The organism is Streptacidiphilus sp. P02-A3a, from assembly GCF_014084105.1.
GTDB lineage: Bacteria > Actinomycetota > Actinomycetes > Streptomycetales > Streptomycetaceae > Streptacidiphilus.
In genome coordinates this window covers 6,370,350-6,397,069 of sequence record NZ_CP048289.1, presented here as the reverse complement: position 1 = coordinate 6,397,069, position 26,720 = coordinate 6,370,350, and the positions used below count along the sequence as shown (strand labels likewise).

The window sequence follows — 26,720 nt, the reverse complement described above, 5'->3', positions numbered from 1 at the left end:
CGGGCGGGGATGGCCGCGCCGGGCCCTGCGGGGGTGCCGCCAGGGGTCAGGAGGCGTTCAGGGCCGTGTCGTCGATGACGAAGCTGGTCTGCGCGCCGCTGGTCTCGACACCGCTGAACTTGAGGGTGACCTTCTGGCCCGCGAACGAGGACAGGTTGAAGGTCTCCTGGGCGTAGCCGTTGGCGGCGTTCAGGTTGGAGTAGGTGGCCAGGGTGGTCGAGTTCGCCGTGACGGTGAGCTTGTCCTGGGCCGTCTTGCCGGTCTTGGCCGTGTCGACGTGCAGCCAGAAGCTGAAGGTCGCGTCGCAGCCGGTCGGCACGGTCACGGGCTGGGACAGGGTGTCCGTGTGGGTGGTGCCGTAGCCGTCGAGCCAGGCGTCCCAGCTGCCGGAGTGGGCGGGCTCGTCGGTGGTGTCGTTGTTGATGACGCCGGAGCTCGCGGTCCACGGGGCGGCGGTGCCGGTCTCGAAGCCGGGGTTGCCGATCAGCTGGGCGGCGGTGCAACTGCTGGTACCGGTGACGGTCCAGCTGAAGGTGGTGCTGCCGGTGGCGCCGGTGGTGTCCTTGGCGGTCACGGTGACCGAGGAGGTGGCGGCGGCGGTCGGGGTGCCGGAGATCAGGCCGGTGGAGGCGTTGATCGACAGTCCGGCCGGGAGGCCGGTGGCGCTGTAGGTCAGGGTCTGGCCGGAGGCCGAGTCGCCGGCGGCGATCTGCACCGAGGCGGCGGTGCCGACGGTGCCGGACTCGCTGCCCGGGTTGGTCACGGTGACGGTGTTGCCGCCGGTGGTTCCGCCGGAGCCCAGGAGCGCGGTCATCAGGCCGTCGGCGACCGGGGTGCCCCAGCCGGTGACCTCGTCGTAGCCGGGACCGGCCGAGTAGTCCTGGTTCGCGCCGGTGGTCACGTCGTGCAGCGCGGAGCCGTAGCCGCTGCCCTCGCCGACCTGGTAGATGGCCGGGTCCGCGAAGCCGAGGTTGGCCTTGCTCGCGGCGGCGGCCTTCTCGTTGTACAGCGCGGTGAAGCCGGACCACAGCGGCGCGGCGGCGCTGGTGCCGCCGATCTGCTCCCAGGAGCCGCCGGTGTAGATGGCGTAGCCGCTGTTCGGGTCGGCGTTGGAGGCCACGTCGGGCACGGTCCGGTAGGTGCTGCTGCCGGGCTGCCAGCTGGGCCGGGTGTAGAGCGTGGACACGCCGCCGCCGCCGTCGCTCCAGGCGCTCTCGGAGGAGTAGCTGCCGCCGGAGCCCATGCTGAGGGTGGTGCCGCCGACGCTGGTGTCGTAGACGCTGCTGCCGGGGAAGTCGACGGCCTTGACGCCGGAGCCGCTGGTGCTGCCGGTGCAGTCGCGCGAGCCGCTGTCGCCCGCGGCGCTGTAGATGCTGATGCCCTCGGCGGCGGCCTGCTCGAAGGTGTTGTTGACCGCGGTCATCACCGACGGGGTGGTGTCCTGCTCGCAGGAGCCCCAGGAGATGGAGATGACCGAGACCTTGTCGGCGGAGACGATCGCGTTCGCGATGTCGATCTCGCCCTGGTCGCTGTTGGGGGCCTCGTAGACCAGCTGGGTCGCCTGCGGCGCGACCGCGCGGACGACCTCGCTGTCGAGCTCGACCTCGCCCTCGCCCTGGCCCGGGTCGGAGTCGTAGTCGGCGCTGTCGACCGAGACCGTGGTCGCGGCCGGGCCGGACAGCTTGTACTGCGAGTTGTAGGTGCTCAGGTCCGAGGAGTCGTAGCCGTCGAACTCCCAGAGCGCGACGGTCTCCCCGGCTCCGTTCTCGCCGGTCTGGTTTATCCGGTACGCGGTGTCGACCTGGCTGGGGCTGACGCCCGAGGGGGTCGAGTGCGGGGTGCTGTCGTCCTTGCGGACCAGCTCCGGCGCGCGCACCGTGTGGTCGTCCATGCCCGCCACCGAGGCGACCAGCGCGGCGATGGCCGACGGCAGGACCACCGCGTGGTCGTTGGCGTAGAACTGCCGGTGGCTGTACGGGTCCAGGTAGGTGCTCTCGGTGGTGCCGAAGGCGCCCTGGAGCCTGCTGACGCTGCCGGTCACGTCGAGGGACTCGCGGTTGCCGCTGACCCGGGTGACGGTCAGGCCCTTGCTCCGCAGGAAGGCCGAGACGGTGTCGACCTGGGCCGTGGTCGGCGCGTACGCGGCGGTGAACTGGGCCGCGGTCAGGTAGTGGCCGTAGGCGGCGGTGCCCGGGGTGCTCGCGGCGCCGACGAAGGCGGACAGCTGGGCCTGGTTGCGCAGCTTGAGAGTGACCGCGACCGACAGCCGCCGGCTGCCCGGCAGCGCGCCGACGCGGTGGGAGTAGGCCAGGGCGGGGGAGGTGCTGCCGGCGAGCGGCACGGCGGCGGCTGACTGGACGGCAGCCTGGGCGCCGGTCGCGCTCATCAGCGCCGCCGCCGGGGTCAGCAGGGCGAACGCGGCCGCCGCGGCAATCGATCGGTATCTCACGGATCCTCCTCGTCCTGGCCGCACACCAGGAAGGGGCTTCGCACTCCAGGTCTTGGAGCGTCGACCGGCAACCTGGCAGATCCGGACCCGGGCCGCGGCAAGGAGATGCCCATCTTTTGTCAATGAACAGTCAAATGTTGAACAACTGTTCACAACTGGACGGAAATCAAACGCGCAGGGTAACCGTTCCATCGCGGAAAGATGACGTTCACGCGATATTCGCCCGGTCACCGTGTCACGACTCACAGCGCGCTCCCAGCTTCGGACCGGTGACACACAGCTTCGCGGCGGGCAGCATGGGGGCACTCAGCACGACGGGTACGGCAGCGGGACGGGGCGGCACCATGGCGCGGCAGTACCAGCACGAGTTGTCCCCCCACACCCCCGCGTCCGTCGGACCCGCCGCGGATCCGGACGGCTTCGCCGGGCGGCTGCACGCCGCGATCGAGGCGAGCGGGCTGACCCTGTACGCGATCCAGCGGCGACTGGCCCTGAGCGGCGTCAACGTCAGTGTCACCACCCTGAGTTACTGGCGGCGGGGGCGCAGCCGACCGGAGCGGTCGGCCTCGCTGCGGGCGGTGCCGCTGCTGGAGGAGCTGCTCGGGCTCCCGGAGCGGGAGCTCTCCGGCCGACTGGGCTCGCCCCGGCCGCGCGGACGCTGGGCGGCCAAGCAGCCCCGCGCCGAGTCCCGCCGACTCGACGAGCTCTGGCCGGACGACCCCTGGTTGCTGGACGTGCTGGAGGAGTTGGCGGCGCCACCGGCCGAGTCGCTGGAACGGCTCAGCATCCACGACCACTACCACGTGGACGCCCGCAGCGGGCAGTACCTGCTGCGGGTCCGGCAGGTGGTCCGGGCCACCACGGACCGGGTCTCGCGCTGCATCGTCGGCTTCAAGTCGAACGAGGCCAGGGAGGACCCGGCGGTCTTCAGCCTGGTGCGGAACGCCCGGGTCGGCCGCATCCGGCACCGCCCGGACTCCGAGTTCGTGATGGCCGAACTCGTCCTGGACACGCCGCTGAACACCGGCGACACGGCGGTGTTCGACTACGAGGTGCTGCTGAGCAACGCCGAACCGGCCACCAACTGCGACCGCCGGTTCACCATCCCGGCCCGCGAGTACGTGCTCCAGGTGCACTTCGACCCGGCCGCCGTGCCCGCCCACTGCTACCACTACGAGCGGGACTGCGGCGACGCGCGGGACCGGCTGCGCCGACCGCTGTGGATCGGCCCCTCGGGCAGCGCCCACGTGGTGGCGCTGGACGTGCCGCCGGGCGTGGTGGGCATCCGCTGGGAGTGGACCTGAACCCCGGCCGGGAATCAGCCAAAATGGATCCGACAGCGACATTCCTTCACGACAGTTGCTAGCGTCACGGTCGTACGCGTGCCCGATACGTGCCCACCCGATCCACCCGATCCAAGGAGCGTGTCCATGAGCGGCTTCGTGCTGCTGTTACGCCGGGTCCTTCCGCTCGCCGCCGCCGCCGCGCTGGCGGTCCTCGCCCTCGCCGTGCCCGGGGCGGCCTCCGCCCGGGCCGCGACGCCGGACACGGTGACCTCGGTCTGCGCCAACCAGGCCGTCCCGTCCGGTGACATCGTCACCGCCGTCTCCGCGAGCAGCGCCTGCGACGGCTACCTGTTGTACACGGTCGCACCGCCGAGCAACGGCGCCACGCTGTGTACCGTCGGCGTCGCGGTGCCGTACCCGTACGTCATCATCGCCGGGACCACCACCGCCCAGCCGCAGTGCGACAACCAGTTCGAGACGCAGACCATCACCCAGCCGTACAACGGCATCGTGGTCTGCTTCGGCGGGACGCTGCCCACCCCCTACGTGATCACCGACATCTCCACCGGCAGCAGCTCGGCGTGCAGCGGCCGGACGATGACCCTGGAGCAGGAGACCCCGGGTATCACCGCCTGCCAGAACACCATCAAGTGGAACAACTACGTGGCCACCGCTGACGGCACCGGCGGCGCCTGCGCCGGGTACGGGACCGAGGTGCTGAACCCGGTGCACAACGGCATCGTCGCCTGCGGCGTGGGCGCCGGACCCTCCCCGACCGGCTACGTGATCACCGAGGTCTGGAGCAGCTACAGCGGCTGCGGGCAGTACGAGGGCCTGGAGTACAACGCCGCCTACAACGGCATGCTCGCCTGCTCCAACTCGACCCTGCCGTCCGGCTGGTCGGCCAGCTCCTACCGGACCGACAGCCTGTGCAGCCCGTTCGAGGGCGAGATCCTGGCCTCCTGACCGCCCGCCGGAGCAGCATTCCCGCAATTGTCAACCGCATGCTGGAAAGGCATTCGAGAGCGGCGGTCCGGGTAAAGTCAACGGCATTTCCTTATTGGTTCCCCGGCGTGGCGCGTGATATCAATCCGAATATCGAACGCCGGCACCGCGCAGGGGGAACCACGCCATGACCGACCGGACGGCCGACGCCGAGTGGCACGTCGACCAACGCTGCACCAACTGCGACGCCGCCCGGCAGCTCGCCCCGGGGCTGATCGCCGAGGTGGCCGGGCGGTCCGCGGTGGTGCGCCGGCCACGTAACCGGGCCGAGGAAAGCGCGCTGCACGCGGCCGCGTTCGCCTGCCCCAGCCGGTCGATCCGGCACGGCGCGCGGGCACCGCACCCGTCCCTCGACCCGTTCCCGCTGCGCCTCGCCGAACACGTGTACCTGTGCGGGCACAACTCGCCGCACACCGCCGGGGCGAACTCCTATCTGCTGCGCCGACCGGCCGGAAATCTGATGCTGGTCGACACGCCGCGCTGGAGCCCGGCGCTGGCCGCGCGGTACGCCGCGCTCGGCCCGATCACCGACGTGCTGCTCACCCATCGCGACCACGCCGCGCACGGCCGCGCGTACGCCGGGCGTTTCGGCGCCCGGCTGTGGATCCACGAAGGGGACCTGGCCGCCGCGCCGGACGCCGACCGGGTGCTCCGGGGCAGCGGGCCGACCGAGATCGCCGACGGCGTGACGGCCCACCCGCTGCCCGGGCACACCGAGGGCAGCGTGCTCTACCTCGCCGACGACCGCTACTGCTTCAGCGGCGACAGCTGCTACTGGTCCCGGAGCCTGGGCGACCTCGCCGTCGCCGAGTCGGTCACCTGGTACTCCATCACCGAACTGGCCGCCTCACTGGCCCGGACCGCGCCCCGGCTGCGGTTCGAGTGGCTGCTGCCCGGCCACGGCGACCGCAAGCGGCTGCCCGCCGACGAGTTCGCCCGCCGGATGCGGGCCCTGGCCGACCGCACCGCGGAACTCACGCCCCGCCCGGTCGACTTCACCGGGCTGCGCTGGTGACCCGGCCCGGCCGCGCTGAAACGGCCGGGGATACTGGGGGAGCGGGGGAATGGAAATGCCAGCGGGGGAAGGATCGGCGGGAGTACCGAAAGTGAAACGAGGACCGAACGGCCGTGAAATCGGCCGTTGAACAATCGGCGGCCGCGCGCCTATGATCCTGGTAATGGTTCACCGGAGTGAGCGGGAGGGGTGGCGAGAAATGGCTGATGCTGCGCGATCCGAAAGCCGTCGCAACGAGGTGGGCGGGGTATTCGATCTGGCCGACGTCAACGGCCGCGGCGAGCTGGGCGGCGAGCACGTCGAGGAGCTGGTCGAGCAGCTGGCCGGGGCCTTCGGAGTCGCCCCCGGTTCGCCGGAGCACACCGCGCTCAAGGCGGCGACCAGCAGGTTGTGGCAGGTGTTGCTCCAGGACCTGGGCCTGGGCGACAAGGACAAGGTCGGCCGCGAGCACTACGTGGCCCACTACTCGGCGGCCGCCGACAGCGCGGTGCGGCAGTCGCTGACACAGCTCACCGACCTCCTGTTCGAGCTGTTCGACGTCGACGGTGACGGGAAAATCTCACCGAGCGAGTTCGAGCGCTATCACCGGGCCTGGGACGTCCCCGCCGACCGGATTCAGCTGACATTCGAACAACTGGACAGCGGCGGTACGGGTTTCCTGTCCAGGGAGCAGCTGTCCGAGTACCTGGGCGGATTCATTCTGGGCAACCACGGCTGACGCGCCTTTCGGAAACGACGCGCCTTTCCCGGGCGGCGGGAATACCGTGCCCGAGTTCGTGCCGGGACCCGTCCGGGAGCAGGGACTCGGCGCTGAGCGCGTCCCACAGGCCCGGCGGCACGGGATGCGCGGTCAGCCGGAGGTTGGCCTCGATCTCGGCGGCGGACCTGGCGCCGATCAGCACCGAGGCCACCGCCGGATGGCTGCCGCGGGCGAACTGGAGCGCGGCCGCCGCCAGCGGTACGCCGTAACTGCGGCACACCGCCTCGATCCGGGCCACCCGGGCCCGGACCGAGGCCGGAGCCGGGGCGTACTCGTACTGGGCCGAGGGCACGTCGCCGGTGGCCAGGATGCCGCTGTTCAGGACGCCGCCCAGGACCACCGAGACCTCCCGCTCCAGGCACAGGTCCAGCAGCCCGAGCGCCGCCTCCGGCTCCAGCAGGGTGTAGCGGTTGGCCAGCAGCACCACGTCCATGTCCGTCTCCTGGACGAACCGGGTGAGCATCGGGACCTGGTTCATCCCCGCGCCGACCGAGCCGACGACGCCCTGGTCGCGCAGCTCGGCGAGGACCGGCCAGGCCTGGTCGAGGGCCTCGGTCCAGTGGTCGTCGGGGTCGTGCAGGAACACCGTGTCGATCCGGTCGACCCGCATCCGCCGCAGGCTGGCGTCGAGTTGGCGCCGGATCGCCTCGCCGGAGAAGTCGAACACGGTGGTCGCGCCCCGGCCCCGGGCCACCACGCTGCGCCCGACCTTGGTGGAGAGCACCAGGTCGGCCCGGTCGTGCTCGGCGAGGAAGGCGCCGAGCCTGGACTCGGCCAACCCCGCGCCGTAGAACGGGGCCGTGTCCAGGTAGCGGACGCCGAGTCCGACCGCGCGGTGCAGGCAGGCCCGGGCCGCGGCGGCGTCGACCAGGTGCGGCAGGATGCCCAACGGGGCGGTGCCCAGGCCGTATCCGAGCGCCGGCGGCCGCCCGCGGTGGTCGTCCGTCATCTGGGGGCTCCTTCGGTGGGGGAGGGGTTCGCGGTTACTTGAGGCCGCCGGTGACCAGGTCGATCCGCCAGTACCGCTGGAGCGACAGGAACAGCGCGAGCACCGGGACCACCGACAGCAGTGTTCCGGTGATCACCAGCGAGTACAGCGAGGCCTGGTTGGAGCCGTGCAGCAGCAGGCTGTAGAGGCCCACGGTCAGCGGGAACTTGGTGTCGCTGGTCAGCATCACGAACGGCAGCAGGAAGTTGTTCCAGATGACGATGAACTGCAGCAGGAACACGGTGATCAGGCCAGGGGTCATCAGCCGCAGGCCGATCGAGCCGAACAGCCGGGCGTCGCTCGCGCCGTCGATGCGCCCGGCGTCCAGGATCGAGTCGGGGACCGAGGCACTGGCGTAGATCCGGCACAGGTAGATGCCGTAGGGGTTGAACAGCTGCGGCAGGATCACCGACAGGTAGCTGTTGGTGAGGCCGACGTGGGCCAGCAGCAGGTACTGCGGCACGGCCAGCACCACCTGCGGCAGCAGCACCCCGGCCAGGATGGTGTTGGACAGCAGCGTCCGGCCCCGGAAGCGGTACTTGGCGAGCCCGTAGCCCGCGGCGGCGGAGACCCCGGTGGCCAGCAGTCCGCCACCGGCCGCGTACAGGAAGCTGTTCAGCATCCAGTGCCAGTAGACGCCGCTGTCGTACGCCGACAGGCTCCTGACGTTGTCGACCAGGCCGGAGCCGAAGGAGGGCAGGTAGGTCGCGGTGGAGAACAGCTGGGCGCTCGACTTGGTCGAGCCGATCAGGATCCACAGCGCCGGGACCAGGCAGTAGACCGCGCCGAGCAGCAGCGCCAGGGTGGGCAGCAGCCCGGCCCGGCGGCGGCGCCCGGGGGCGGCGGCCCGCGGGTGGCCGGGGCCCGCGGCGGGGCGGCGGACGGCGGAGACCAGGCTCATCCCCGGCCTCCCTGCGCCGCGTCCAGCCGGGACTGCACCAGGCGGCCCACCACGAAGGAGACGGTGAGGATGCCGACCGCGAAGATGATCGAGGTGGCGGCGGCCTGGTGGACGTCCGAGTTGACGAAGGCGTCGGTGTAGATCTGCATCAGCGGTACCCAGGTCGAGGAGATGGCGGTGGACAGCGGTTGCAGCGTGTTGGGCTCGTTGAACAGTTGCAGCGCCGCCAGCACCGTGAACAGCGTGCACATGGCCACCGCCGGGATGATCAGCGGCAGTTTGATCCGCAGCGCGATCTGCAGCTCGGTCGCCCCGTCGATCCGCGCCGCCTCGTAGATCTCCGGCGGCAGCGCCCGCAGCGCGGTGTACATCACCACCATGTTGAAGCCGACGGCGCCCCACACCACGATGTTGGCGACGGAGAAGAACACGGTGGTGGAGCCGAAGTAGTCGAGGTGGCGTCCGCCGATCGGACTGGTCGCCGGGAGGTAGAGGAACCCCCAGAGCAGCGTGGCGATGACGCCGGGCACCGCGTACGGCAGGAAGATCGCGAGCCGGGTGAAGCCGGTCAGCCGGGCCCGGGGAGCGTCCAGCAGCAGTGCGAAGAGCAGCGCCAGGCCGACCGTGCCGGGGATGGTGATCGCCCCGACCGCGGCCATCCGCAGCACGCTGCGCCACAGTTCGGTGTCGTGCAGGGCGGTGGTGTAGTTGCTCAGTCCGGCGAAGACCGTCCTGCTGCCCGCGGCCAGCAGCCCGCCGTCGACCTTGCGCGCTTGCAGGCTCAGGAGCAGGGCGTAGCCGCCGGGAGCGGCCACGAAGGCCAGGAACAGCAGGGTGGCCGGAAGGGTCAGCAGATAGGGCAGTCGGCTGCGGCCCGCGCGGTAGCCGCGGGGTGGAGCGGAAGTCGCCATCGGGGTGTCATCTCACTCGGGTGGGTGGGGGTTCCGGTCGCCCCGGCCGCCGCCCGTCCGCGGGGGGACGGGACGGGCGGCGGCCGGGACCGGGACGGCTAGTGGAGGGAGAAGCCCAGCCGCTTCATGTCGCTGGTGGTGCTGTTCTGCATGGAGTCCAGCGCGCCGGTGAACGGGGTGCCGTTCTGCAGCGCGGCTCCGAAGGTGTCGCTGTAGGCGGCGAAGGTCACGGTGACGTCGGGGCCCCACATCGAGAAGCTGCGGGCCGACGGTGCGATCTGCTTGATCAGCGCGTAGAAGCCGGGCTGGTTGGGGAAGAACGCGGGCGGCTGGTTGAGGATCGGCAGCGAGCGTCCGGGGGTCGACGCCGGGTAGATGTTGATGTCCTGGACCTGCGCGGTGACCGCCGCCGGGTCGGTGTTCAGCCAGGTGGCGAACTCCGCCGCCTGCGCCGGGTGCGCCGAGTCGGTGGTGACCGTGGTGGCCGAGCCGCCCCAGACCCCGGTCGCGGCGCTGCCCGAGGTCCACCCGGGCAGCGCGGCCACGGCCCACTTGCCCTGGGTCGACGGGGCGATCCCGCCGATCTGGGCCGGGGCCCAGGCGCCGGAGATCCAGGTGGCGAGGGTGCCGGAGTTCATCTCCTTGTTCCACTGCGGCGAGAACGACGGGCTCTTCTGCACCAGGCCCTTGTCGACCAGGCCCTGCCAGTAGGAGGCGACCTGCTGGGTGGCCGGGCCGTTGATGTCGACGTGCCAGGAGTCGCCCTGGGTGGTCCACCACTGCGCGCCCGCCTGCTGGGCCAGCCCGGTGAACCAGCCGGGGTCGGCGCTGTCGAAGTTGGTCATGTAGGCGCTGGGGTCCTGCTGGTGCAACTCGGCCGCCTCCTGGGCGTACTGCGCCCAGGTGGTGGGGACGGCCAGGTGGTACTTCTGGAACAGGTCGGCCCGGTAGAACAGCGCCAGCGGCGCGAAGTCCTGCGGCACCCCGTAGACCTTGCCCTGGAACTCGGTGGCGGACAGGGTCGCGCTGTCGTAGTCGGCCACGGCCTGCTTGGTGTAGGCGGTGATGTCGCGGACCACGCCGTTGGAGACCAGCCCGGGCAGCGACTGGTACTCGACCTTCGTCAGGTCCGGGTCCTGCTTGGCCTGGTGCGCCGTGATCAGCTTGCTGACCAGCTGGTCGCCGCCGGCCGGGTTGCTCAACCGGACCTGGATGTCGGGGTGGGTGGAGTTCCACAGGGCGACCACCTTGTTCATCCCCGGGTCCCAGTCCCAGAACGTGAGGGTGACCTTTCCGGCGGGGCCGGAGGCGCTGCTGCCGGACCCGCTGCCGCTGCCGCCGCTGGTCCCGCTGGTTCCGCTGCCGCAGGCGGCGAGGAGCAGCGTCCCCGCCAGTGCTGCTGCCGCTGCCGTGGCTCTGGTGGTGTTCATCGGCCGTGTACTCGCTTTCCCTTGATGGTGGAGGGCCCGAAGCGGCTGTCTGTCGTCAGCGGGGGGCGGCCACCCTGCGTTCCGGTCCTGGGGTTCCCCCGCGAGGGCGGGATTCGGCCGGAGCTACTTTGGCTGAGACTTAAGTTAAGTCGATGGATACATGGGGTCAACACATCTGACACATGAGTTTCGGCCTGGCCCAGGCGTTCCGGCCAGGCGTTCCGGCCGGGCGATACGGCCGGGCGGGGCGCGTGGGCGCGGCCCGGTCAGGCCGAGCTGGCCAGCGCCGCGGGATCGACCGGGTGCGCGGGCGGCAGGCCGGCCGCGGCCCGTAGTACCTCGTCCACGGCGGCGTCGCCGAGCCGGAACAGCTCGGTCCCGAGGGACCCGGCGAGGTGCGGGGTCAGCACCACGTTCGGCAGGTCCCACAGCGGGGATCCGGGTTCGGTGATCTCGGGTTCGGTGACGTCCAGCACCGCCGAGATCCGGCCCGTGCGCAACTCCCGGACCAGGGCCGACTGGTCGACCAGGGAGCCGCGCGCGGTGTTGATCAGCGTGGCGCCGTCGCGCAGCGCCGCCAGCAGCGGTGCGTCCACCAGGTCGCGGGTCTCCGGGGTCGCCGGGGCGTGCAGCGAGACCACGTCGCTCGCGGCGAACAACTCCCGCAGGCCGACCGGCCGCGCGCCCAGCCGCAGTGCCTCGCCCGGGTCCAGGTAGGGGTCGCTGACCAGCACGTCCAGGTCGAACGGCGACAGCAGCTCCAGCACCCGGCGGCCGATCAGCGAGGCGCCGACCAGCCCCACCGTCCGCCGGTGGTTGCCGAACCCGGGATCGCGCCGGGTCAGCTCCAGATCCGCCCGGCGCGCGCGGTACTCGCGGGCCAGGGCCGGTACCGCCTTGTTGGCCAGCAGGATCATCGCCAGGGTGTACTCGGCGACCGGGAGCGCGTTCGCCCAGGCCGCCGAGGTGACGCTGATCCCGCGGTCGAACACGGCCCCGGTCACGTGCCCCTTGACCGACCCGGCCGCGTGGGCGACCAGGCGCAGCCGGGGGGCCAGCGCCAGCGCCGCGGCGTCCAGCGGCGGGCTGCCCCAGCCGGTGAGCAGCACCTCCGCCCCGGCCAGGGCGGCCCGGGCCCGGGGCGAGTCGAACTCGGTGAGCGGTTCCGGGGCCACCGCGCAGACCGCCGCCAGCCGGGCCCCGGCCTGGGCCGACAGCAGCCGCGCGGGCAGGTGCCGGTCCATGGCCAGGACCACCGACAGCCGGGGCGCGGGCACTGTCACCGCGCCGCCCACAGCAGGCCCCGGGCGGTCAGCGTGCGGACCACCGGCGGGGTCAGGTCCTCCGGCTGGTGGCCGATCGCGGAGAAGAAGACCCGTCCGCGCCCCCACCGCCTGGTCCACACCACCGGCATCTCGACCGGCTCCGGACCGGTTCCGGCGCCCGGTTCCGGCCCCGGCGGACCGGAGGGGTGCACGGTGGTCGTGGCCAGCACCGTGTTGTGGGCGTCGGTCAGCATCCAGTACAGCTCGGTGTGCACCGCGAAGTCGTCCAGACCGGCGACGACCGGATGGTCGCGGTGCGCCGGGGCGATCCGCACCCGGTAGTCCAGGTGCTGCTCGGGGTGGTGCAGGAAGAGCCCACCGACCATCCGCAGGTAGTCGGTGTCGTCGGTGAAGGTGCCGACCACCCCGCCGTGCCAGCCCGCGAAACCGGTGCCCGCGCGGACGGCGTTCACCAGTCCCTCGCTCTGCGGCCCGGTCAACCGGCCCTGCGACCAGCACTGGACGATCAGGTCGGTGCGCGCCAGCAACTCCTGGTCCCGGTAGACCTCCAGGTCCTCGGCGACGGTGACCTCGAAGCCCGCCCCGGCCAGCGCGGGCAGGAACAACTCGGTGCAGGCGACCGGGGCGTGGCCGTCCCAGCCGCCGCGCACCACCAGCGCGGTGCGGTCGGGGCTCATCGGCGGCCGGCCGGGTCCGCGGTCCAGCCGGGCAGGTCGAGCGGGGTGCGCTGGACGCCGATCCACTGCCGCTTGGTGAAGCCCGCCATCTGGTCGTCCGCGCCGTGCCGGGCGTGGGCGTCGTTGACGTGCACCTCGCCCGCCTCCAGCCGTTCGGCGACCGCCAGGCCGCGGATCAGGTCGGCGGTGAAGACCGAGTCCATCAGCATCGGCAGGCCGTTGGCCAGCCGGACCGCCTCCTCCTCGTCCTCGACCACGGTGATCGGGAGCACCGGGCCGAAGACCTCCTCGACGAAGGCGGGCATGTCGGGGGTGACCTTGCCCAGGACCGTGGGGCGGTAGAAGAGGCCGTCGTACTCGCCGCCGGTGAGGACCTCCGCGCCCAGCGCGACCGAGGCCCCGACGATGTCGTGGTGCAGCCGGTCCCGCTGCCGCTCGTCGATCAGCGGACCCAGCTCCACCTCGCCGGTCATCGGGTCGCCCACCCGCAGCGCGGCGGCGCGCCGCACCAGCGCGTCGGTGTAGCGGTCGGCCACGGCACGGGTGACGATGTGCCGGCTGGCGCTGATGCAGGTCTGGCCCTGGAACTCCAGCGAGGCGACCATCGCGCAGCCGGCGGCCAGCTCCACGTCCGCGTCGTCGAGCACCAGGAAGGCGTTGCTGCCGCCGAGTTCGAGCCGGATCGGGCGCAGCGTGGCCGCCGCCGAGGCGGCGATGGCCAGGCCCACCGCGCGCGAGCCGGTGAAGTCGAGCAGGTCCACCCCGGGGTGCTCGGCGAGCGCGTGCCCGGCCTCCGGGCCGTCCCCGGTGACCACGTTGAACACCCCCGGCGGCAGTCCGGCCCAGTCGGCGGCCTCGGCCAGCACCTGGCCGCCGATGACCGGCGTCAGCTCGGCGGGCTTGAGCACGACGGTGTTGCCGAAGGCCAGCGCGGGCGCGACCGCCCGCAGCGCCAGGTTGACCGGGTAGTTCCACGGGGTGATCACCCCGATCACCCCGATCGGCACGGCCCGGGACATCGACAGCTTGCCCGCCTTGTAGGGCGGCAGCAGGTCCCCGGCGCGCTCCGTCGCCTGGATCATCGATATCTGCAACTGCCGGATGCCGGTGGACACCTCGTCCAGCGCCTTGGCCCGGACCCCGCCGGTCTCGCGCATGCTCTGGACGACCAGCCGGTCGAAGTGCGCCTGCAGGTACTCGGCGAACCGGCGCAGGCCCGCGGCGCGTTCGGGGGCGCTCAGCGCGGCCCAGCCGGGCTGGGCGGCGCGGGCCGCGGCGACCGCGCGGTCCACGTCCCCGGCGCCGCCGAGGGCGTAGCTGCCCAGGACCGCCCCGGTCGACTTGTCGGCGACCGGGGCGGTGCGGCCGGACTGCGGCGGGCCGAAGGACCCGTCGATATAGAGCTGACCCGCGGCGGGGGAGGACGTCATGAAGGCTCCAGGGAACAGGAGGAGGCCGGGAGGGGGCTTTGGCTTGGACTTAAGCTAAGTAGCGAGAAAGCGAAAGTCAACCATTCCGTCACACCGGCCCCGCCGCCGTGCGACGGCGGGGCCGGTGCACCGGCCCGACTCGGGTCAGCGCCGCGCCCGGACCGCCCTCACTGCGCCGGTTCCGGTGCGCCGCCACCGGCCAGGACCCGGCTGACCGGCAGCGTCGCGGCGCCCATGGCCACTGCCTCCTGGCCGAGTTGGCCGACGCTGATCCAGGTGTGGCCCTGGAGGTAGGGCAGCGTGTGCCGTTCCGCCGCCTCCCGGACGGCCGGGAGGATGGTCGGACCGATCAGCGAGCCCGCCCAGCCGGAGAGCACCACCAGCTCCGGATCGAGCAGGTTGACCAGGTTGCCGATGCCGATGCCGATGTACTCGGCGGTCCGGTTCAGGGTCTGCCGGGCCACCGGGTCGGTGTGCGCCCGCTCGGTGAGTTCGACCAGCCGGGGCTCGGTCCCGGTCGCGGTGAAGGGCAGGCTGCCGAGCGTCGCCTGATAGCTGTGCAGGATCGCCTCGGCCCCGGCGTACGCCTCCAGGCAGCCGTGCGAGCCGCAGCGGCAGAGCAGCCCGCCCGCCTGGATGACGGTGTGTCCCCACTCTATGGTCGACGCGTCCGACGCCGGGGGACCGGCCTTGGAACCGGGGGTGAGCGCCGCGCCCACGCCGACCCCGATCAGCGCGACCACCGCCCGCCGGGCGTCCCGGCCGACGCCGAGCCACATCTCGGCCTGGCCCAGGGTGCGTGCGCAGTTGTCGATGGCCAGCGGGGCGCTGATGCCCGACCGCAGCATGTCGCCGAGCCGGACGCCGGACCAGCCGAGCGTGGGCGCGTGCACCAGCAGCCGGTCCGGTGCCTCGGGCGTGGACCGCACCGCGCCGGGCACGCCGACGCCCACACCGAGCAGCCTGTCCGGGTCGAGCCCCGCCCGCGCGGTGACCTCGGCGACCCCCTGGATGACCAGCCGGGCCACCTCGTACGGGTCGAGCTTGGTGTCGGCGATGGGGTGCTCCCAGGCCGCGACCATGGTCAGCGACCAGTCGAACAGGCCAGTCCGGATATGGGTCTCGCCGATGTCCACGCCGACGACGTGCCCGTACTGGGAGCGCACCCGCAGTACCGAGCGCGGCCTGCCGCCGTCGGAGCTCTCCAGCCCGGCGTCCTCGACCAGGCCGTCGGCGATCAGGCCGGAGACGATGTTGCTCACCGTCGCGGAACTGAGCCCGAATACCCGGCTCAGTTTGTTGCGACTGGTGGGCCCCTGCACATAGAGGTGGGTGAGCAGGGCCGAGCGGTTGTGCCAGCGCAGGTCACGCGTCGTGTGCTTTACCAGTGAACTCACCCGGTGAAGTCTGCCAGTCCGCGCGCCTGGTGGCGCTTCCGCTCCCCGGCGGCGCCATCCCGGTCCCGCCGGGTAGGCTGCGTAGCACCACGGAGCGGGGTGTACGCCGGGACGACTCCGGGCGGGCCCGCGGGCGGTCACCGGGGTCTTATGGTGAAATGCACATGCCAATTCGGCCGCCGCAGTCACACGGACCGGAACCGGCCCGCCAGGTGCGCCGGGAAAAGGCGCCAATGGGCACTTTCCCTAACGAAACGCTCGGCCCGAGGGCCTTGGCTTTGCAAATCCTGAGCCCCTCGTCTCACCAACTGGAACAGCGGTTGACTAGGGGTGTTCGGCCCTCTACTTTTCGGGGTAATCGGCTGGTGCGGACCAACTCCCGCATCCCCGCCGACTCATCGGACTTTGACGGCCGCCTATCCACTCGACGGGGAGCGGAAGGTCGGCCCGGCTTCACCTGGATTTCTCCGGGATGAGGTCAAGCCAACCCTTCGGGTGTGATCTGGCGACCTTGCCACCTCCATCCGCTCCAGGATGTCGAATTTCTTTCCGCGAGGTTTCGGAACCGTGCAGCAGTCCGTTATCGATAAGGGTCCCGTCACCTTCGGGCAACTCTCCCTGTGGCGATCCATAGCAGAACTCCCGGCGGTGGCCTGCAATCTGCCGCAAGTGTGGAGCCTGCCGCCCGGAACGACGGCCGAATCGGTCGAGCGCGCGCTGGAGACCCTCGAACGGCGCCATGAGTCGCTGCGCACCCGGTACCAGGAGACCGCCGAGCACGGCCTGGTCCAGCTGGTCTGGGCGGCCGCCCCGGCGTCCCTCGGCGTGGTCGAGGCGGAGGCCGAACGGGTCGCCGAGGAACTGGCGGCGACGCCGTTCGACCTGGCGGCGGACCGGCCGTGGCGGGCGCGGCTGGTCACCTCGTCCGGCGAGCCGTCGCGGCTGGTGGTGTGCTTCCACCACATCGCCGTCGACGCCTGGGCGATCAACCAGTTGCAGCAGGAGTTCCAGGACCTGCTGGCCGGTCGGCCGGTGTCCGCCGATCCGCCCAACTGCCGTGAGCTGGCCGCCGAGCAGTGGTCCGAGGCCCGGCAGTCGCGGCGGCGCTCGGCGCGCAAGCACTGGCAGCAGGTCTTCGAGGCGGCCCCGGACATGGAGCGGGATCCCGCGCCGGAGGCGGTCACCAGCCGCTGGGCCCGGTGCGGCTCCGAGGCGGCGGCCACCGCCGCGCACCGGACCGCCGAGCGGCTCAAGGTCTCCGTCCCCTCGGTCCTGCTCAGTGCCTTCTGCGTGGCGCTGAGCCGGCAGACCGGCCGCCGTCGGCTGCTGGTCGCGGTCTACACCAACAACCGGAGCGACCCCCGCTGGGAGAACCTGGTCGCGGCGCAGAACCAGATCATTCCGCTGCTGGTGACGGTCGACCCGGACGAGGAATTCGACACCTTCGTGGGACGGGTCCACTGGGAGACCCTCCGCTCCTACAAGCACGGTTCGCACAATGTGGACGACGTGCTCGAAATCGGCCGGAAGTTCGGTTACACCGGAACCGTGAACGGCTCCTTCGACGGCTCGGTCAGCGGGTTCTTCCGCTACTTCTTCAACTATCTGGGTGAATACCAGAAGGATCAGGCGCCGACCCGGCAGGATATGGAGACCGGTACTGCGGGGCGGAACATCGGGGCTCCGCTCTACCTGCAGGTCCAGGATGGTGAAGCGCTCACCTGCACGCTCCGGGAGAATTCGTCGACCACCGGTTTCGACGGAGTCACCGAATTGCTGCTCGACCTCCAGGACGTCATCGTCTCCGCCGCCGACGAGAAATCCGCATAGCGGTTCCGCGCCGTTCCCCGCCGTACCTCGGCCCCTCCCGGCCGACCCGTTCACCCGCAGATCAGTCCCTTTGGGAGGGGAAGTGTCAGATCATCTCATCGTCCTGCACCGGTGGAGCGACAGTTACGCGGACTACGGCTCCTACGTGGACCACCGCACCCGTCGGGTCAGCTATGTGACGACCCAGCGGGCCGTCGGCTCGCTGCCCGAGGGCGCCGCGGCGGTCAGGCTGGTCAGCAGCACCGAGGACGGCAAGGAGGTGCGGGCCGCGGTCACCTCCCTGATCGGGGAGTTCGGCCGGCCCGCGCGGATCGTCGCGCTGCACGAGGTCGACCTCGACATGGCGGCCGAGCTGCGGGAGGAACTCGGGATCCCTGGAGAGCAGTTGGCCGCGCTCGCGCCCTTCCGCGACAAGCTGGTGATGGCCCGGCGGCTGGCGGCGGCCGGGGTGCCGGTGCCCGCCACCGAGGCGGCGCCGGACCACGCCGCGGTGCGCGCCTTCGCCACCGCCCACGGCTGGCCGGTGCTGGTCAAGCCGGTCCGCGGCACCGCCAGCGCCGGGGTGACCCGGATCGACTCGGACGCCGAGCTGGACGCGTACGCCTTCCCCCCGGACGTGCCGATGCTGGTCCAGCCCTACCTGCCGGACGAGATCCTGCACGTCGACGGGGTGGCCACCGGGGAGGGACTGGGCGCCTGGCGGGCCTCGCGCTACCTGAACACCTGCCTCGGCTTCACCGAGGGCGCGGCGCTCGGCTCGGTGGAGCTGGACGACCCGGAACTGCTGGACGCCATAGGCGAGTTCACCGACCGGACGACGCGCGCGCTGTCGGCCGGGCCGTGGGTGTTCCACCTGGAGCTCTTCTGCTCGGACCGGCCCGGGACACCGGCGCTACAGGTCCTCGAAGTGGGCGCGCGCCCGGGCGGCGCGGAGATCCCCTTCCTGTGGCGGGAGGTGCACGGCATCGACCTGATGGAGATCGCCTTCGCGCTACAGACCGACGCGCCGCTGCCGGTCGCCGCCCACGCGACCGCGGCGCGGCGCCCGGCGCGGCGCGGCGGCTGGCTGCTGGTGCCCACCCCGGCGGTCCGGCCCTGCCGGGTCACCGCGGCCGACTCGCAACTCGACGCCGACGGCGGCCCCTACACCGAACGCGTCCCCGTGGTCGGGCAGACGCTGGCCGACCTCCCCGGCTACGAGCACTCCGGTGCCCGGTTCCGGTTCCGCGGTGACAGCACGGCCGAGGTCCAGGCCGCGCTGGAGCGGACCGTCGCCCGGTTCGACTTCCGGTGCACCCCGGTCGTCGCCACCGTCCCGGACCGGGTGGTGCTGGTCGGCAGCGGCGGCCAGGCCTACCGCGAGTACGCCTTCGTCGCCGCCGCCGCCCGCGCCGAGGTGGCCCTGGTCACGCCCACCGAGCCCAGCTGGCAGCAGCGCTACCTCAGCGGACACCGCCGGGTGGCGAGCGTCGAACCGGCGGCGCTGGCCGCCGCCGTCGCCGCGAGCATCGCCGAAACCCCCGGCCGGGCCGGGGTGTTCACCTGGGACGAGGTACTGCTGGAGGCGACCGCCGAGGCGGCGCGGCGGCTGGGCCTGCCGCACATGTCCCCGACCGCCGTGCGCAACTGCCGGGACAAGCTGTCCACCCGGCGGCTGCTGCGGGACGCCGACGTCGCCGGGATCAGGTTCGCCCACGTCCAGGGGCAGGAGCAGGCGCTGCGCGAGGCCGAGGCCATCGGCTACCCGGTGGTGGTCAAGCCCCGGGCGCTGGCGGGCAGCGTGGGCGTGGTGATCGCCCAGGACGCCGACGAGCTGCGCGCCGTCTACCACCACGCCTCCGACGCGGCGTACCCCGGCATCAACGCGCTGGACGGGCTGCTGCTGGAGGAGTTCCTGGACGGGCCCGAGGTCAGCGTGGACTCGGTGGTCCGCGACGGCGAGGTGCGGCTGGTCAACGTCGCCCGCAAGCGGCTCGGCTTCGCGCCCTTCTTCGAGGAGGTCGGCCACCTGGTCGCGCCCTGGCGGCAGGAGCCGTGGGCGGACGACCTCAGCCGGCTCGTCCTCGACGCGCACCGGGTGCTCGGCGTCGACACCGGCGTCACCCACGCCGAGGTACGGCTCACCGTCGCCGGGCCGCGCCTGGTGGAGCTCAACGGCCGCCTCGGCGGGGACTTCATCCCGCACCTGGGCCGCCTGGCTACCGGCGTCGACCTGACCGCCGCGGCGATCGACCTCGCCCTCGGCGCCGAGCCCGACCTGCGGCAGACCCGGGACAGCTGCGCCGAGGTGCGGTTCCTCTACCCGCCGCAGGACGGCGTGGTCCGCTCGCTGGACGTCACCGAGGCCGCCGCCGTGTCCGGCGTCGCCGAGGTGGTCCGGCTGGCGGAGCCCGGCACCCGGCTGCTGCTGCCGCCGCGCGGCATCGTGCCGAGGCTGGCCGCGATCGTGGTCACCGGTGACACGCCCGAGCACTGCCAGTCCGTGCTGGACCGGGCGTCCGCGCTGGTCCGCGCCGAGGTCGAGCCGATCACCGAGGCCGGGGGGACAGCGTGAGCGGCGGTACCGGCGTCCTGCGACGGCTGCTGAGCAGCTACGCGCTGCCGAACAACGGCGGCCGGGTGATCGCTACCGGGGTCGTGGTCTACGCCACCAGCAGCGGCCTGTACCTGGCCGGCGGCACCGTCTACTTCGTCAAGGGCATCGGCCTGAGCACCGCGCAGATCGGCACCGGGCTCACCATCGCGGGCCTGGTCGGCTTCCTGACCACGGTGCCGGTGAGCATGCTGGCCACCCGCTGGGGCCCGCTGCGGCTGCTGCGGCTGCTCCAGGCCTGGCGGGCGATCTGGTTCGTGGCCCTGGCCTTCGCCCACAGCATGGTCGCCTTCACGCTCTTCGCCTCGCTGTTCGCGATCTCCCAGGGCCCGATCTTCCCGATGGTGCAACTGCTGGTGAACGCCGTCGCCGGGGGCGAGGACCGGACCCGGATACTCGGGGTGATCAGCTCGGTCATCAACGTCGGCATGTCCGTGGGCGCGCTGGCGGCGGCGCCGTTCCTGATCGGCAGCGCCATGCTGCTGCGGGTGGTCCTGCTGGCCGGAGCCGGGTGCTGCCTGGCGTCCGCCGGGGTGTTCGGGCTGCTGAAGGTCGGCCGGAGCGCCGCCGAGGAGCGGCCGACCCGCTGGCACAGCGGCGTGCTGTCGGTCGTCCGGGATCGCCGCTACCTGGGGCTGACCCTGCTCAACGGGGTGATGTTCCTGCACACGGTGCTGCTCGGGATCGGCCTGCCGCTGTGGCTGGTGCAGTCCACCAACGCCCCGGCCGGGCTGCTGAGCGTGCTGTTCACGGTGAACACCGTGCTGGCGATCGCGTTCCAGGTGCAGTTCGCCAAGAACGTCAGGAGCTCGCACGACGGCACCAGGGCGCTGCGCAACTCCGGCTTCGCCCTCGCCGCCTTCAGCCTGGCGCTGATCGCCACCACGCACAGCGCCAAGTGGCTGACGATCGTCCTGCTGCTGGTCGCCACGGCGCTGCTGACCTGCGGTGAGCTGCTCCAGGGCGCGGGCGGCTGGGAGCTGTCGTACCGGCACGCGCCCGAGGCGCAGCGCACCGAGTACCTGTCGGTGTTCAGCCTGGGCACCTCGGCCGCCGGCATCGTCGGCCCGGCGCTGCTGGCCCTGCTGCTGAGCCGGGGGACCGCGGGCCTGATCGGGCTGGCCGCGCTGTTCCTGGTCACCGCCGCGGCGGTGAGCGCGCTCGGCGGCCGACTCGCCCGGACCGAGCGGCAGCGGCAGCCGACGGCGGCGGAGCCCGCCCCGGCGGCCGGGGCCCACTGACGGCCGGGCGCACCGGAACCCGCCAGGCCACACCCATGCCCAGTGATCAACGGAAAGGTACGACCATGCAGGACCAGCTGCTCGCGCTGATCAGGAACGTCGTCGAGGAACTCAACGAGAGACGTGAGGAGAAGATCCCCACCGACGACCTGGAGGGGATCGTCCTCTACGGCGACGCCGGGATGTTCGACTCCATGCACCTGGTGAACTTCCTGGTGCTGATCGAGGAGGCGCTGGAGGACGAGTACGACGTGGAGATCTCGCTGACCTCGGAGAAGGCGGTGTCCCGCCGGGTGAGCCCGTTCAGCAGCGGCCGCCGATTGGTCGAGTTCATCGAGGAGGAGGTCAACCTGGCCCGCGGCGCCGGGGAGGACGCCGAGCAGGGCGCGGACGGGGAACTGGTCGAGGCCTAGACGGACCGACGCACCACCGGACACGAGAAATGATCATGCTGATCACGGGCACCCGGACCGGAATTGGCAAGGCCCTGGCCCTGCACTTCCTCGGTCGCGGCCACCAGGTGGTGGGGTGCAGCCGGAAACCGTCGGCCATCGACCACCCGGGGTACACCCACCACGAGGCGGACCTCAGCGACGCCAAGGCGATCAAGTCCATGTGCCGCGCCATCCGGACCGAACACGGACGCCTCGACGCCGTGGTCAACAACGCCGGTGTCGCGAGCATGAACCACTTCATGATGACCCCCGACGAGACCGCCCGCCGGATGTTCGACATGAACTTCTTCGCGGTGCTGAACTGCTGCCGGGAGACCGTCAAGCTGCTGCAGAAGAGCGAGGAACCGGCTCCGGCGATCCTGAACGTCTCCACCGTCGCCGTTCCGTGGGCACTGGCGGGCCAGTTGGCGTACTCGGCCAGCAAGGCCGCGGTCGAGCAGCTGACCCGGGTGATGAGCAAGGAGCTGGCGGACTTCCACATCCGGGTCAACGGCATCGGCCTGCCGCCGGTCCGCACGGCGCTCACCCGGTCCGTGCCCACGGAGAAGATCGACGCCCTGATCCAACAGCAGACGGTCAAACGCATGTGCACGATGGACGACATAGTCGGGCCCGTCGAGTTCCTGGTATCCCGGGAATCCGGGTTCGTCACCGGTGAGACACTTTTCCTTGGCGGAGTTCACTGAATGCGAAACGAACTGCTCAGCAGGCTCGACGAACTAGGCGGCCGGACCGCCGTCGTGGACGGCGGAACGCCGCACAGCTACGCCGAACTGGCGGACCGGATACGGCAGTCGGTCAAGGAACTGGAGTCGCGTCAGATCCGGCCGCAGCAGGCCGTGATCCTCAACGGGGACTTCTCCTTCCAGTCGGTGGCGATGCTGCTGGCGCTCTACCTCAACCGCAACGTCATCATCCCGGTGGTCTCGCTGACCGGGGCGACCCTGGCCACGGTCACCGAGTCGTGCTCCCCGCAACACGTCATCAGGGTCGGCCAGTCGGTCGAGATCGAGACCCTGGGCGATGCCGGGGCGGTGCCCGGCGACCACTACCGGCAGTTGGTCGAGCAGGGCGCGTCCGGTCTGGTGCTGCTCAGCAGCGGCAGCACCGGCGCCCCTAAGGCGATCCTGCACAACCTCGACTCCCTGGTCGAGGAGAAGCTGGGGAAGCGGGCGCGGACCGGGGGCCGGTCCGCCAACATCCTGATGTTCCTGCTGTTCGACCACATCGGCGGGATCAACTCGCTGCTCGGCGCGCTGCGCGTGGGCGGCACCGCGATCCTGCCCGCGCGGCGGACCCCGGACGAGATCTGCGCGCTGATCGAGCGGTACCAGATCCGGCTGCTGCCGACCAGCCCCACCTTCCTGAACCTGATCATGATCGCGGGCTACCACGAGCAGCACGACCTCAGCAGCCTGCGCCTGATCACCTACGGCACCGAACCGATGCCGGAGGAACTGCTGAAGCGGGTCAACGCGGCCTTCCCGCGGGCACGGCTGCTGCAGACCTTCGGCACCAGCGAGACCGGGATCGCGACCACCACCAGCGAGTCCTCCAGGAGCACCTTCTTCAAGATCGCCGACGCCAACGTGCAGTACCGGATCGTGGACGGCGAGCTCCAGTTGAAGAGCAACACGCAGTTCCTCGGCTACCTGAACTACCCCAGCGACTCGCTCACCGAGGACTCCTGGTTCCGGACCGGGGACCTGGTCGAGGAGAACGAGGAAGGCTTCATCAAGATCAAGGGCCGGGCCAAGGAGGTCATCAACGTCGGCGGTGAGAAGGTGCTGCCGCTGGAGCTTGAGTCCATCCTGCTGTCCAGCCCGCTCATCGACGACTGCATGGTGTACGGCCGGCCGAACGCCATCACCGGGCAGTCGGTGTGCGTGGACGTCAGCCCGCACGGTGAGTTGACGAGGGCTCAGATGCGGAAGCACGTGGCCGAGTTCCTGAGCGACAAGGTCGACCCGTTCAAGATCCCGTCGAAGGTCAACCTGGTCGACGCCGTCACCGTCTCCGAGCGGTTCAAGAAGAAGCGGATCCTGCCGTGACCGAGTTGCTGCTGATCGGCGCCGGGAAGTTCGCCGTCGAGGTGTCCCGGTACGTCGAGGACGCGGCGCCGGCCGCCCCGGGCGGCTACCGGATCGAGCGGTACCTGAGCCTGCCCGGCGAGGAGCCGCAGGTCCCGGCGGAGCGCCGGGTCGCGCTGGCGGAGTACCGGCCGACCGCCGGTACCCGGGTGGTGCTGGCGGTGGCCGATCCGGCGCAGCGGCGCGAGCTGGTCCAGGGGTTCATCGAGAAGCACGGGCTGGTCGCCGAGAACATCGTCCACCCGAGCTCCCGGATCGACCCCGGGCAGCTCACCGGCGGCGGCAACGTGATCGGCCCGAACTGCTACGTCGGCGTGAACGCCGTCCTGGGCGGCTACAACGTCGTGAACTACCACTGCACCGTGGGGAACTACTCGCGCGTGGGCTCGAACAACTTCATCGCGCCGAACTTCCACTGCGGGAACAGCGTCGAGCTGGGCGACGACAACTTCTTCGGCCTGAGTTGCACGGTCGCCCCCGGCGTGGTCGTCGGCAGCGGCAGCAGGTTCCAGGCCGGGCTCACCCTGTTCGAGGACGCGCCGAGTGGACACTCCTACCTCGCGCCGAGCCGGATCAAGTCGATCAGGACGCTCTGAACACCCAGGACGCTCCGAACACCGCTGACCATTTCCGTTATTCGCTTTCCCCGAGAGAAGGAAGACCGTGAAGACATCGAAGGTTGCCGTCATCGGCGCGGGCCCGGCCGGTTGCGTGGCCGCGCTGACCCTGCAGAAGCTCGGCCACGAGGTCGAGGTGTTCGAGAAGGGGCAGTTCCCCCGCTACCGGGTCGGTGAGTCCTTCCTCCCCGGGACGCTGTCGGTGTTCAACCGGCTCGGCCTCCAGGACAAGATCGATGCCGCGGGATTCGTGAAGAAGCCCTCCGCCACCTTCCTCTGGGGCCAGGACCAGGCCCCCTGGACCTTCTCCTTCGCCACGCCGAGGACCACGCCCTGGGTCTTCGACCACGCCATCCAGGTCAAGCGCGAGGAGTTCGACCAACTGCTGCTGGACGAGGTCAGGGAGCGCGGCGTCACCGTCCACGAGGGCGCCGCGGTGACCGAGGTGGACATCTTCACCGATACGAAGGTTTCACTGACGATCCGTCAAGGTACGGTGTCCCGTGTGGTGGAGAGCGACTTCGTGATCGACGCTGGTGGTGCGGGCAGTCCGCTCGCACGCCAGCTCAAGATCCGTCGCTACGACGAGTTCTACAAGAACTTCGCGGTCTGGTCCTACTTCAAGTGCCCGGACCCGTTCCAGGGCGACCTCAGGGGCACCACGTACTCGATCACCTTCGAGGACGGCTGGGTGTGGATGATTCCGCTGAAGGGCGACATCTACAGCGTCGGCCTGGTGGTCGACCGGTCCAAGTCCAACGAGGTGCGGGAGTTGGGCCCGGAGCGCTTCTACCGGGAGACCCTGGCCAAGGCCACCCGCGCCACGGACATCCTCGGCGACTCGGAGATGATCGACGAGGTCCGCATCGTCCACGACTGGTCGTACGACGCCGAGCACTTCTCCGCCGGTCGCTACTTCCTCACCGGTGACTCCGCCTGCTTCACCGACCCGCTGTTCTCCCAGGGCGTCCACCTGGCCACCCAGTCCGCGGTCTCGGCGGCGGCGGCGATCGACCGGATCACCCAGGACGAGAGCGAGCTCGACGCGGTCCACCAGTGGTACAACCGCAGCTACCGCGAGACCTACGAGCAGTACCACGAGTTCCTGGCCTCCTTCTACACCTTCGCCTCGTTCACCGAGCCGGAGTCCGAGTTCTGGCTGAAGCGCCGGATCAGCGAGTCCGACGACGACCGGCTGAACCGCAAGAAGTGGTTCGACCGGCTGGTCCAGGAGGACCCGACGAAGCCGACCACCGCCTCGGTCGGCGACTTCCGCGACCGCGCCTCCACGATGATCTCCATCGGTCGGCACCAGCGGCGCGAGCTCAGCGACGAGTACTCCGAGAGCGAGCTCAACCCCGCCCGGGTGCGCTGGATCAGCGAGCTGACCAAGCAGTTGAACCGCATCACCCGGCTGGAGTGGGTCGGCGAGGAGGTGCTGCTGAAGCCGTACTACAAGGTCGAGCCGCTCTCCTTCCGGCTGGAGCAGAAGCAGGTGCTGGCCAACGAGAACGGCCTTGACATGATCAAGTTCCCGGTGGAGGAGGAGCACCGCGCGATCTTCCAGCTGGTCACCAAGGAGACGGTCGGCTACAAGGCGCTGATCAAGCAGCTGAACGACGCGGGTCGGCAGGAGACCAGCTCGCAGATCGTCATCCGGCTGATGGAAGCCGGTCTGCTGGCCGGATACGACAAGAACGACAATCCCGTCTTCGTCCAGGAGCGGTTGCGCTTCGACGGCGTCGGCGTCGAGTACGAGGTCTGAGCACATGGCAACCACCACATACGTCTTCGTCGCCGGTATCGGCAACTCCGGTCCCGACCACTGGCAGTACCTGTGGCGCGACCGGGTGGCCGACAGCGTCTGGGTCGAGCACAGCTCCTGGGACGCACCCGACCGCGACGTCTGGGTGCGGGAGTTCGACGACGCGCTGCGGGCCGTCGAGGGCCCCAAGACCATCATCGCCCACAGCCTCGGCTGCACACTGGTCGCCGAGTGGGCCGCCGAGCACCAGGACGAGTCGGTCACCGGCGCGTTCCTGGTCGCCCCGCCGGACGTACGGGGGCCCGAGTTCCCCGACGCGGCGGTGGGGTTCGCCCCCCTCAAGCCCGCCCGACTGCCGTTCCCCGCGGTCGTGGTCGCCAGCGAGGACGACCCCTACGGCTCGCTGGAGCACGCGACGGCGAGCGCCGAGCAGCTCGGCGCCCCGTTGGTGAACGTCGGGCGCAAGGGGCACATCAACGCGGACTCGGCTCTCGGCGACTGGCCCGAGGGCTGGGCACTGTTCAGCGAGGCCTTCGACCGCTGATCACATCCCGGCAACCGCGGTGGCTCCTGCGGGCGAACGCCCGCGGGGGC

Annotated in this window: 21 protein-coding genes and 1 pseudogene; 13 read left to right on the top strand and 9 right to left on the bottom strand. The window is 71.1% G+C overall.

The features are described from left to right. Window positions 1–46: 46 nt before the first annotated feature. On the bottom strand, window positions 47–2,449 hold the full coding sequence (locus tag GXP74_RS27265; RefSeq protein ID WP_182453880.1) for a protease pro-enzyme activation domain-containing protein: 2,403 nt from the start codon (window positions 2,447–2,449) through the stop codon (window positions 47–49). A gap of 269 nt (window positions 2,450–2,718) precedes the next feature. Between GXP74_RS27265 and GXP74_RS27260 the strand changes: the two genes are divergently transcribed. From GXP74_RS27260 to GXP74_RS27245, 4 genes are all read left to right on the top strand, one after another. Further along, window positions 2,719–3,753, top strand: coding sequence for a hypothetical protein (locus GXP74_RS27260; protein WP_182453879.1), 1,035 nt, complete (start codon window positions 2,719–2,721; stop codon window positions 3,751–3,753). 126 nt (window positions 3,754–3,879) lie between these two features. Next, on the top strand, window positions 3,880–4,701 hold the full coding sequence (locus GXP74_RS27255) for a hypothetical protein (RefSeq protein WP_182453878.1): 822 nt from the start codon (window positions 3,880–3,882) through the stop codon (window positions 4,699–4,701). A 166-nt stretch (window positions 4,702–4,867) separates the two neighbouring features. Continuing rightward, complete coding sequence (locus GXP74_RS27250) at window positions 4,868–5,755, top strand: MBL fold metallo-hydrolase (RefSeq protein ID WP_182453877.1); 888 nt, start codon at window positions 4,868–4,870, stop codon at window positions 5,753–5,755. Between the two features lie 238 nt (window positions 5,756–5,993). Beyond that, window positions 5,994–6,473 carry an EF-hand domain-containing protein gene (locus GXP74_RS27245; RefSeq protein ID WP_182453876.1) on the top strand — a complete coding sequence of 160 codons (480 nt, stop codon included), beginning with the start codon at window positions 5,994–5,996 and terminating at the stop codon, window positions 6,471–6,473. Here the strand turns inward: GXP74_RS27245 and GXP74_RS27240 are convergent. The 8 genes from GXP74_RS27240 to GXP74_RS27205 all read right to left on the bottom strand — a co-directional run bounded on the left by GXP74_RS27240 (window position 6,451) and on the right by GXP74_RS27205 (window position 15,535). Beyond that, on the bottom strand, window positions 6,451–7,464 hold the full coding sequence (locus GXP74_RS27240) for an aldo/keto reductase (RefSeq protein ID WP_182453875.1): 1,014 nt from the start codon (window positions 7,462–7,464) through the stop codon (window positions 6,451–6,453). The two genes, GXP74_RS27245 and GXP74_RS27240, sit on opposite strands and share 23 nt — an antisense overlap. Before the next feature lie 34 nt (window positions 7,465–7,498). After that, window positions 7,499–8,404 carry a carbohydrate ABC transporter permease gene (locus tag GXP74_RS27235; protein WP_182453874.1) on the bottom strand — a complete coding sequence of 302 codons (906 nt, stop codon included), beginning with the start codon at window positions 8,402–8,404 and terminating at the stop codon, window positions 7,499–7,501. Beyond that, complete coding sequence (locus GXP74_RS27230) at window positions 8,401–9,315, bottom strand: carbohydrate ABC transporter permease (RefSeq protein WP_182453873.1); 915 nt, start codon at window positions 9,313–9,315, stop codon at window positions 8,401–8,403. Before GXP74_RS27230 ends, GXP74_RS27235 begins: the two co-directional genes overlap by 4 nt. Before the next feature lie 98 nt (window positions 9,316–9,413). Continuing rightward, the gene (locus tag GXP74_RS27225; RefSeq protein WP_182453872.1) at window positions 9,414–10,745 is read right to left on the bottom strand and encodes an ABC transporter substrate-binding protein; all 1,332 of its coding nucleotides are present in this window, start codon (window positions 10,743–10,745) and stop codon (window positions 9,414–9,416) included. A gap of 266 nt (window positions 10,746–11,011) precedes the next feature. Continuing rightward, window positions 11,012–11,989, bottom strand: a complete 978-nt coding sequence (locus GXP74_RS27220) for a hydroxyacid dehydrogenase (RefSeq protein WP_182456672.1) — start codon at window positions 11,987–11,989, stop codon at window positions 11,012–11,014. A 35-nt stretch (window positions 11,990–12,024) separates the two neighbouring features. Continuing rightward, the gene (locus GXP74_RS27215; RefSeq protein WP_182453871.1) at window positions 12,025–12,708 is read right to left on the bottom strand and encodes a ThuA domain-containing protein; all 684 of its coding nucleotides are present in this window, start codon (window positions 12,706–12,708) and stop codon (window positions 12,025–12,027) included. After that, window positions 12,705–14,138 (bottom strand): aldehyde dehydrogenase family protein, encoded by a 1,434-nt coding sequence (locus GXP74_RS27210; protein ID WP_182453870.1) that lies wholly within the window; start codon window positions 14,136–14,138, stop codon window positions 12,705–12,707. Before GXP74_RS27210 ends, GXP74_RS27215 begins: the two co-directional genes overlap by 4 nt. A gap of 167 nt (window positions 14,139–14,305) precedes the next feature. After that, entirely contained in the window at window positions 14,306–15,535 is a 1,230-nt protein-coding gene (locus tag GXP74_RS27205) for an ROK family transcriptional regulator (protein ID WP_182453869.1), read from the bottom strand. A gap of 534 nt (window positions 15,536–16,069) precedes the next feature. Here GXP74_RS27205 and GXP74_RS27200 point away from each other — a divergent pair. From GXP74_RS27200 to GXP74_RS27160, 9 genes and pseudogenes are all read left to right on the top strand, one after another. Further along, a complete protein-coding gene (locus tag GXP74_RS27200; protein ID WP_225448226.1) occupies window positions 16,070–17,365 on the top strand; it encodes a condensation domain-containing protein in 1,296 nt (431 codons plus the stop codon). An 82-nt stretch (window positions 17,366–17,447) separates the two neighbouring features. Beyond that, window positions 17,448–19,919: an ATP-grasp domain-containing protein gene (locus GXP74_RS40985; RefSeq protein ID WP_225448225.1), complete on the top strand. Its 2,472-nt coding sequence runs from the start codon at window positions 17,448–17,450 to the stop codon at window positions 19,917–19,919. Then, on the top strand, window positions 19,916–21,199 hold the full coding sequence (locus GXP74_RS27190) for an MFS transporter (RefSeq protein ID WP_182453867.1): 1,284 nt from the start codon (window positions 19,916–19,918) through the stop codon (window positions 21,197–21,199). Before GXP74_RS40985 ends, GXP74_RS27190 begins: the two co-directional genes overlap by 4 nt. A 65-nt stretch (window positions 21,200–21,264) precedes the next feature. Continuing rightward, window positions 21,265–21,612: a hypothetical protein gene (locus GXP74_RS27185; RefSeq protein ID WP_182453866.1), complete on the top strand. Its 348-nt coding sequence runs from the start codon at window positions 21,265–21,267 to the stop codon at window positions 21,610–21,612. A gap of 35 nt (window positions 21,613–21,647) precedes the next feature. Next, the gene (locus GXP74_RS27180) at window positions 21,648–22,340 is read left to right on the top strand and encodes an SDR family NAD(P)-dependent oxidoreductase (protein WP_225448224.1); all 693 of its coding nucleotides are present in this window, start codon (window positions 21,648–21,650) and stop codon (window positions 22,338–22,340) included. Next, window positions 22,341–23,705: a fatty acid--CoA ligase family protein gene (locus GXP74_RS27175; RefSeq protein ID WP_182453864.1), complete on the top strand. Its 1,365-nt coding sequence runs from the start codon at window positions 22,341–22,343 to the stop codon at window positions 23,703–23,705. Next, window positions 23,702–24,340, top strand: a complete 639-nt coding sequence (locus GXP74_RS27170) for a hypothetical protein (RefSeq protein WP_182453863.1) — start codon at window positions 23,702–23,704, stop codon at window positions 24,338–24,340. Before GXP74_RS27175 ends, GXP74_RS27170 begins: the two co-directional genes overlap by 4 nt. Window positions 24,341–24,419: 79 nt before the next feature. After that, window positions 24,420–26,126 (top strand): annotated as a pseudogene (gene cmlS, locus GXP74_RS27165) (chloramphenicol-biosynthetic FADH2-dependent halogenase CmlS); the annotation flags it as partial. Between the two features lie 4 nt (window positions 26,127–26,130). Further along, window positions 26,131–26,670: an alpha/beta hydrolase gene (locus GXP74_RS27160; RefSeq protein WP_182453861.1), complete on the top strand. Its 540-nt coding sequence runs from the start codon at window positions 26,131–26,133 to the stop codon at window positions 26,668–26,670. Window positions 26,671–26,720: the final 50 nt, after the last annotated feature.

Bases quoted from the DNA above. Each gene is read 5' to 3' on its own strand.
- GXP74_RS27230 (WP_182453873.1), bottom strand. From the start codon at position 9,315: ATGGCGACTTCCGCTCCACCCCGCGGCTACCGCGCGGGCCGCAGCCGA.
- GXP74_RS27240 (WP_182453875.1), bottom strand. From the start codon at position 7,464: ATGACGGACGACCACCGCGGGCGGCCGCCGGCGCTCGGATACGGCCTG.
- GXP74_RS27180 (WP_225448224.1), top strand. From the start codon at position 21,648: ATGCTGATCACGGGCACCCGGACCGGAATTGGCAAGGCCCTGGCCCTG.
- GXP74_RS27235 (WP_182453874.1), bottom strand. From the start codon at position 8,404: ATGAGCCTGGTCTCCGCCGTCCGCCGCCCCGCCGCGGGCCCCGGCCAC.
- GXP74_RS27255 (WP_182453878.1), top strand. From the start codon at position 3,880: ATGAGCGGCTTCGTGCTGCTGTTACGCCGGGTCCTTCCGCTCGCCGCC.
- GXP74_RS27250 (WP_182453877.1), top strand. From the start codon at position 4,868: ATGACCGACCGGACGGCCGACGCCGAGTGGCACGTCGACCAACGCTGC.
- GXP74_RS27225 (WP_182453872.1), bottom strand. From the start codon at position 10,745: ATGAACACCACCAGAGCCACGGCAGCGGCAGCAGCACTGGCGGGGACG.
- GXP74_RS27210 (WP_182453870.1), bottom strand. From the start codon at position 14,138: ATGACGTCCTCCCCCGCCGCGGGTCAGCTCTATATCGACGGGTCCTTC.
- GXP74_RS27220 (WP_182456672.1), bottom strand. From the start codon at position 11,989: ATGGACCGGCACCTGCCCGCGCGGCTGCTGTCGGCCCAGGCCGGGGCC.
- GXP74_RS27200 (WP_225448226.1), top strand. From the start codon at position 16,070: ATGTCGAATTTCTTTCCGCGAGGTTTCGGAACCGTGCAGCAGTCCGTT.
- GXP74_RS27175 (WP_182453864.1), top strand. From the start codon at position 22,341: ATGCGAAACGAACTGCTCAGCAGGCTCGACGAACTAGGCGGCCGGACC.
- GXP74_RS27185 (WP_182453866.1), top strand. From the start codon at position 21,265: ATGCAGGACCAGCTGCTCGCGCTGATCAGGAACGTCGTCGAGGAACTC.
- GXP74_RS27160 (WP_182453861.1), top strand. From the start codon at position 26,131: ATGGCAACCACCACATACGTCTTCGTCGCCGGTATCGGCAACTCCGGT.
- GXP74_RS27215 (WP_182453871.1), bottom strand. From the start codon at position 12,708: ATGAGCCCCGACCGCACCGCGCTGGTGGTGCGCGGCGGCTGGGACGGC.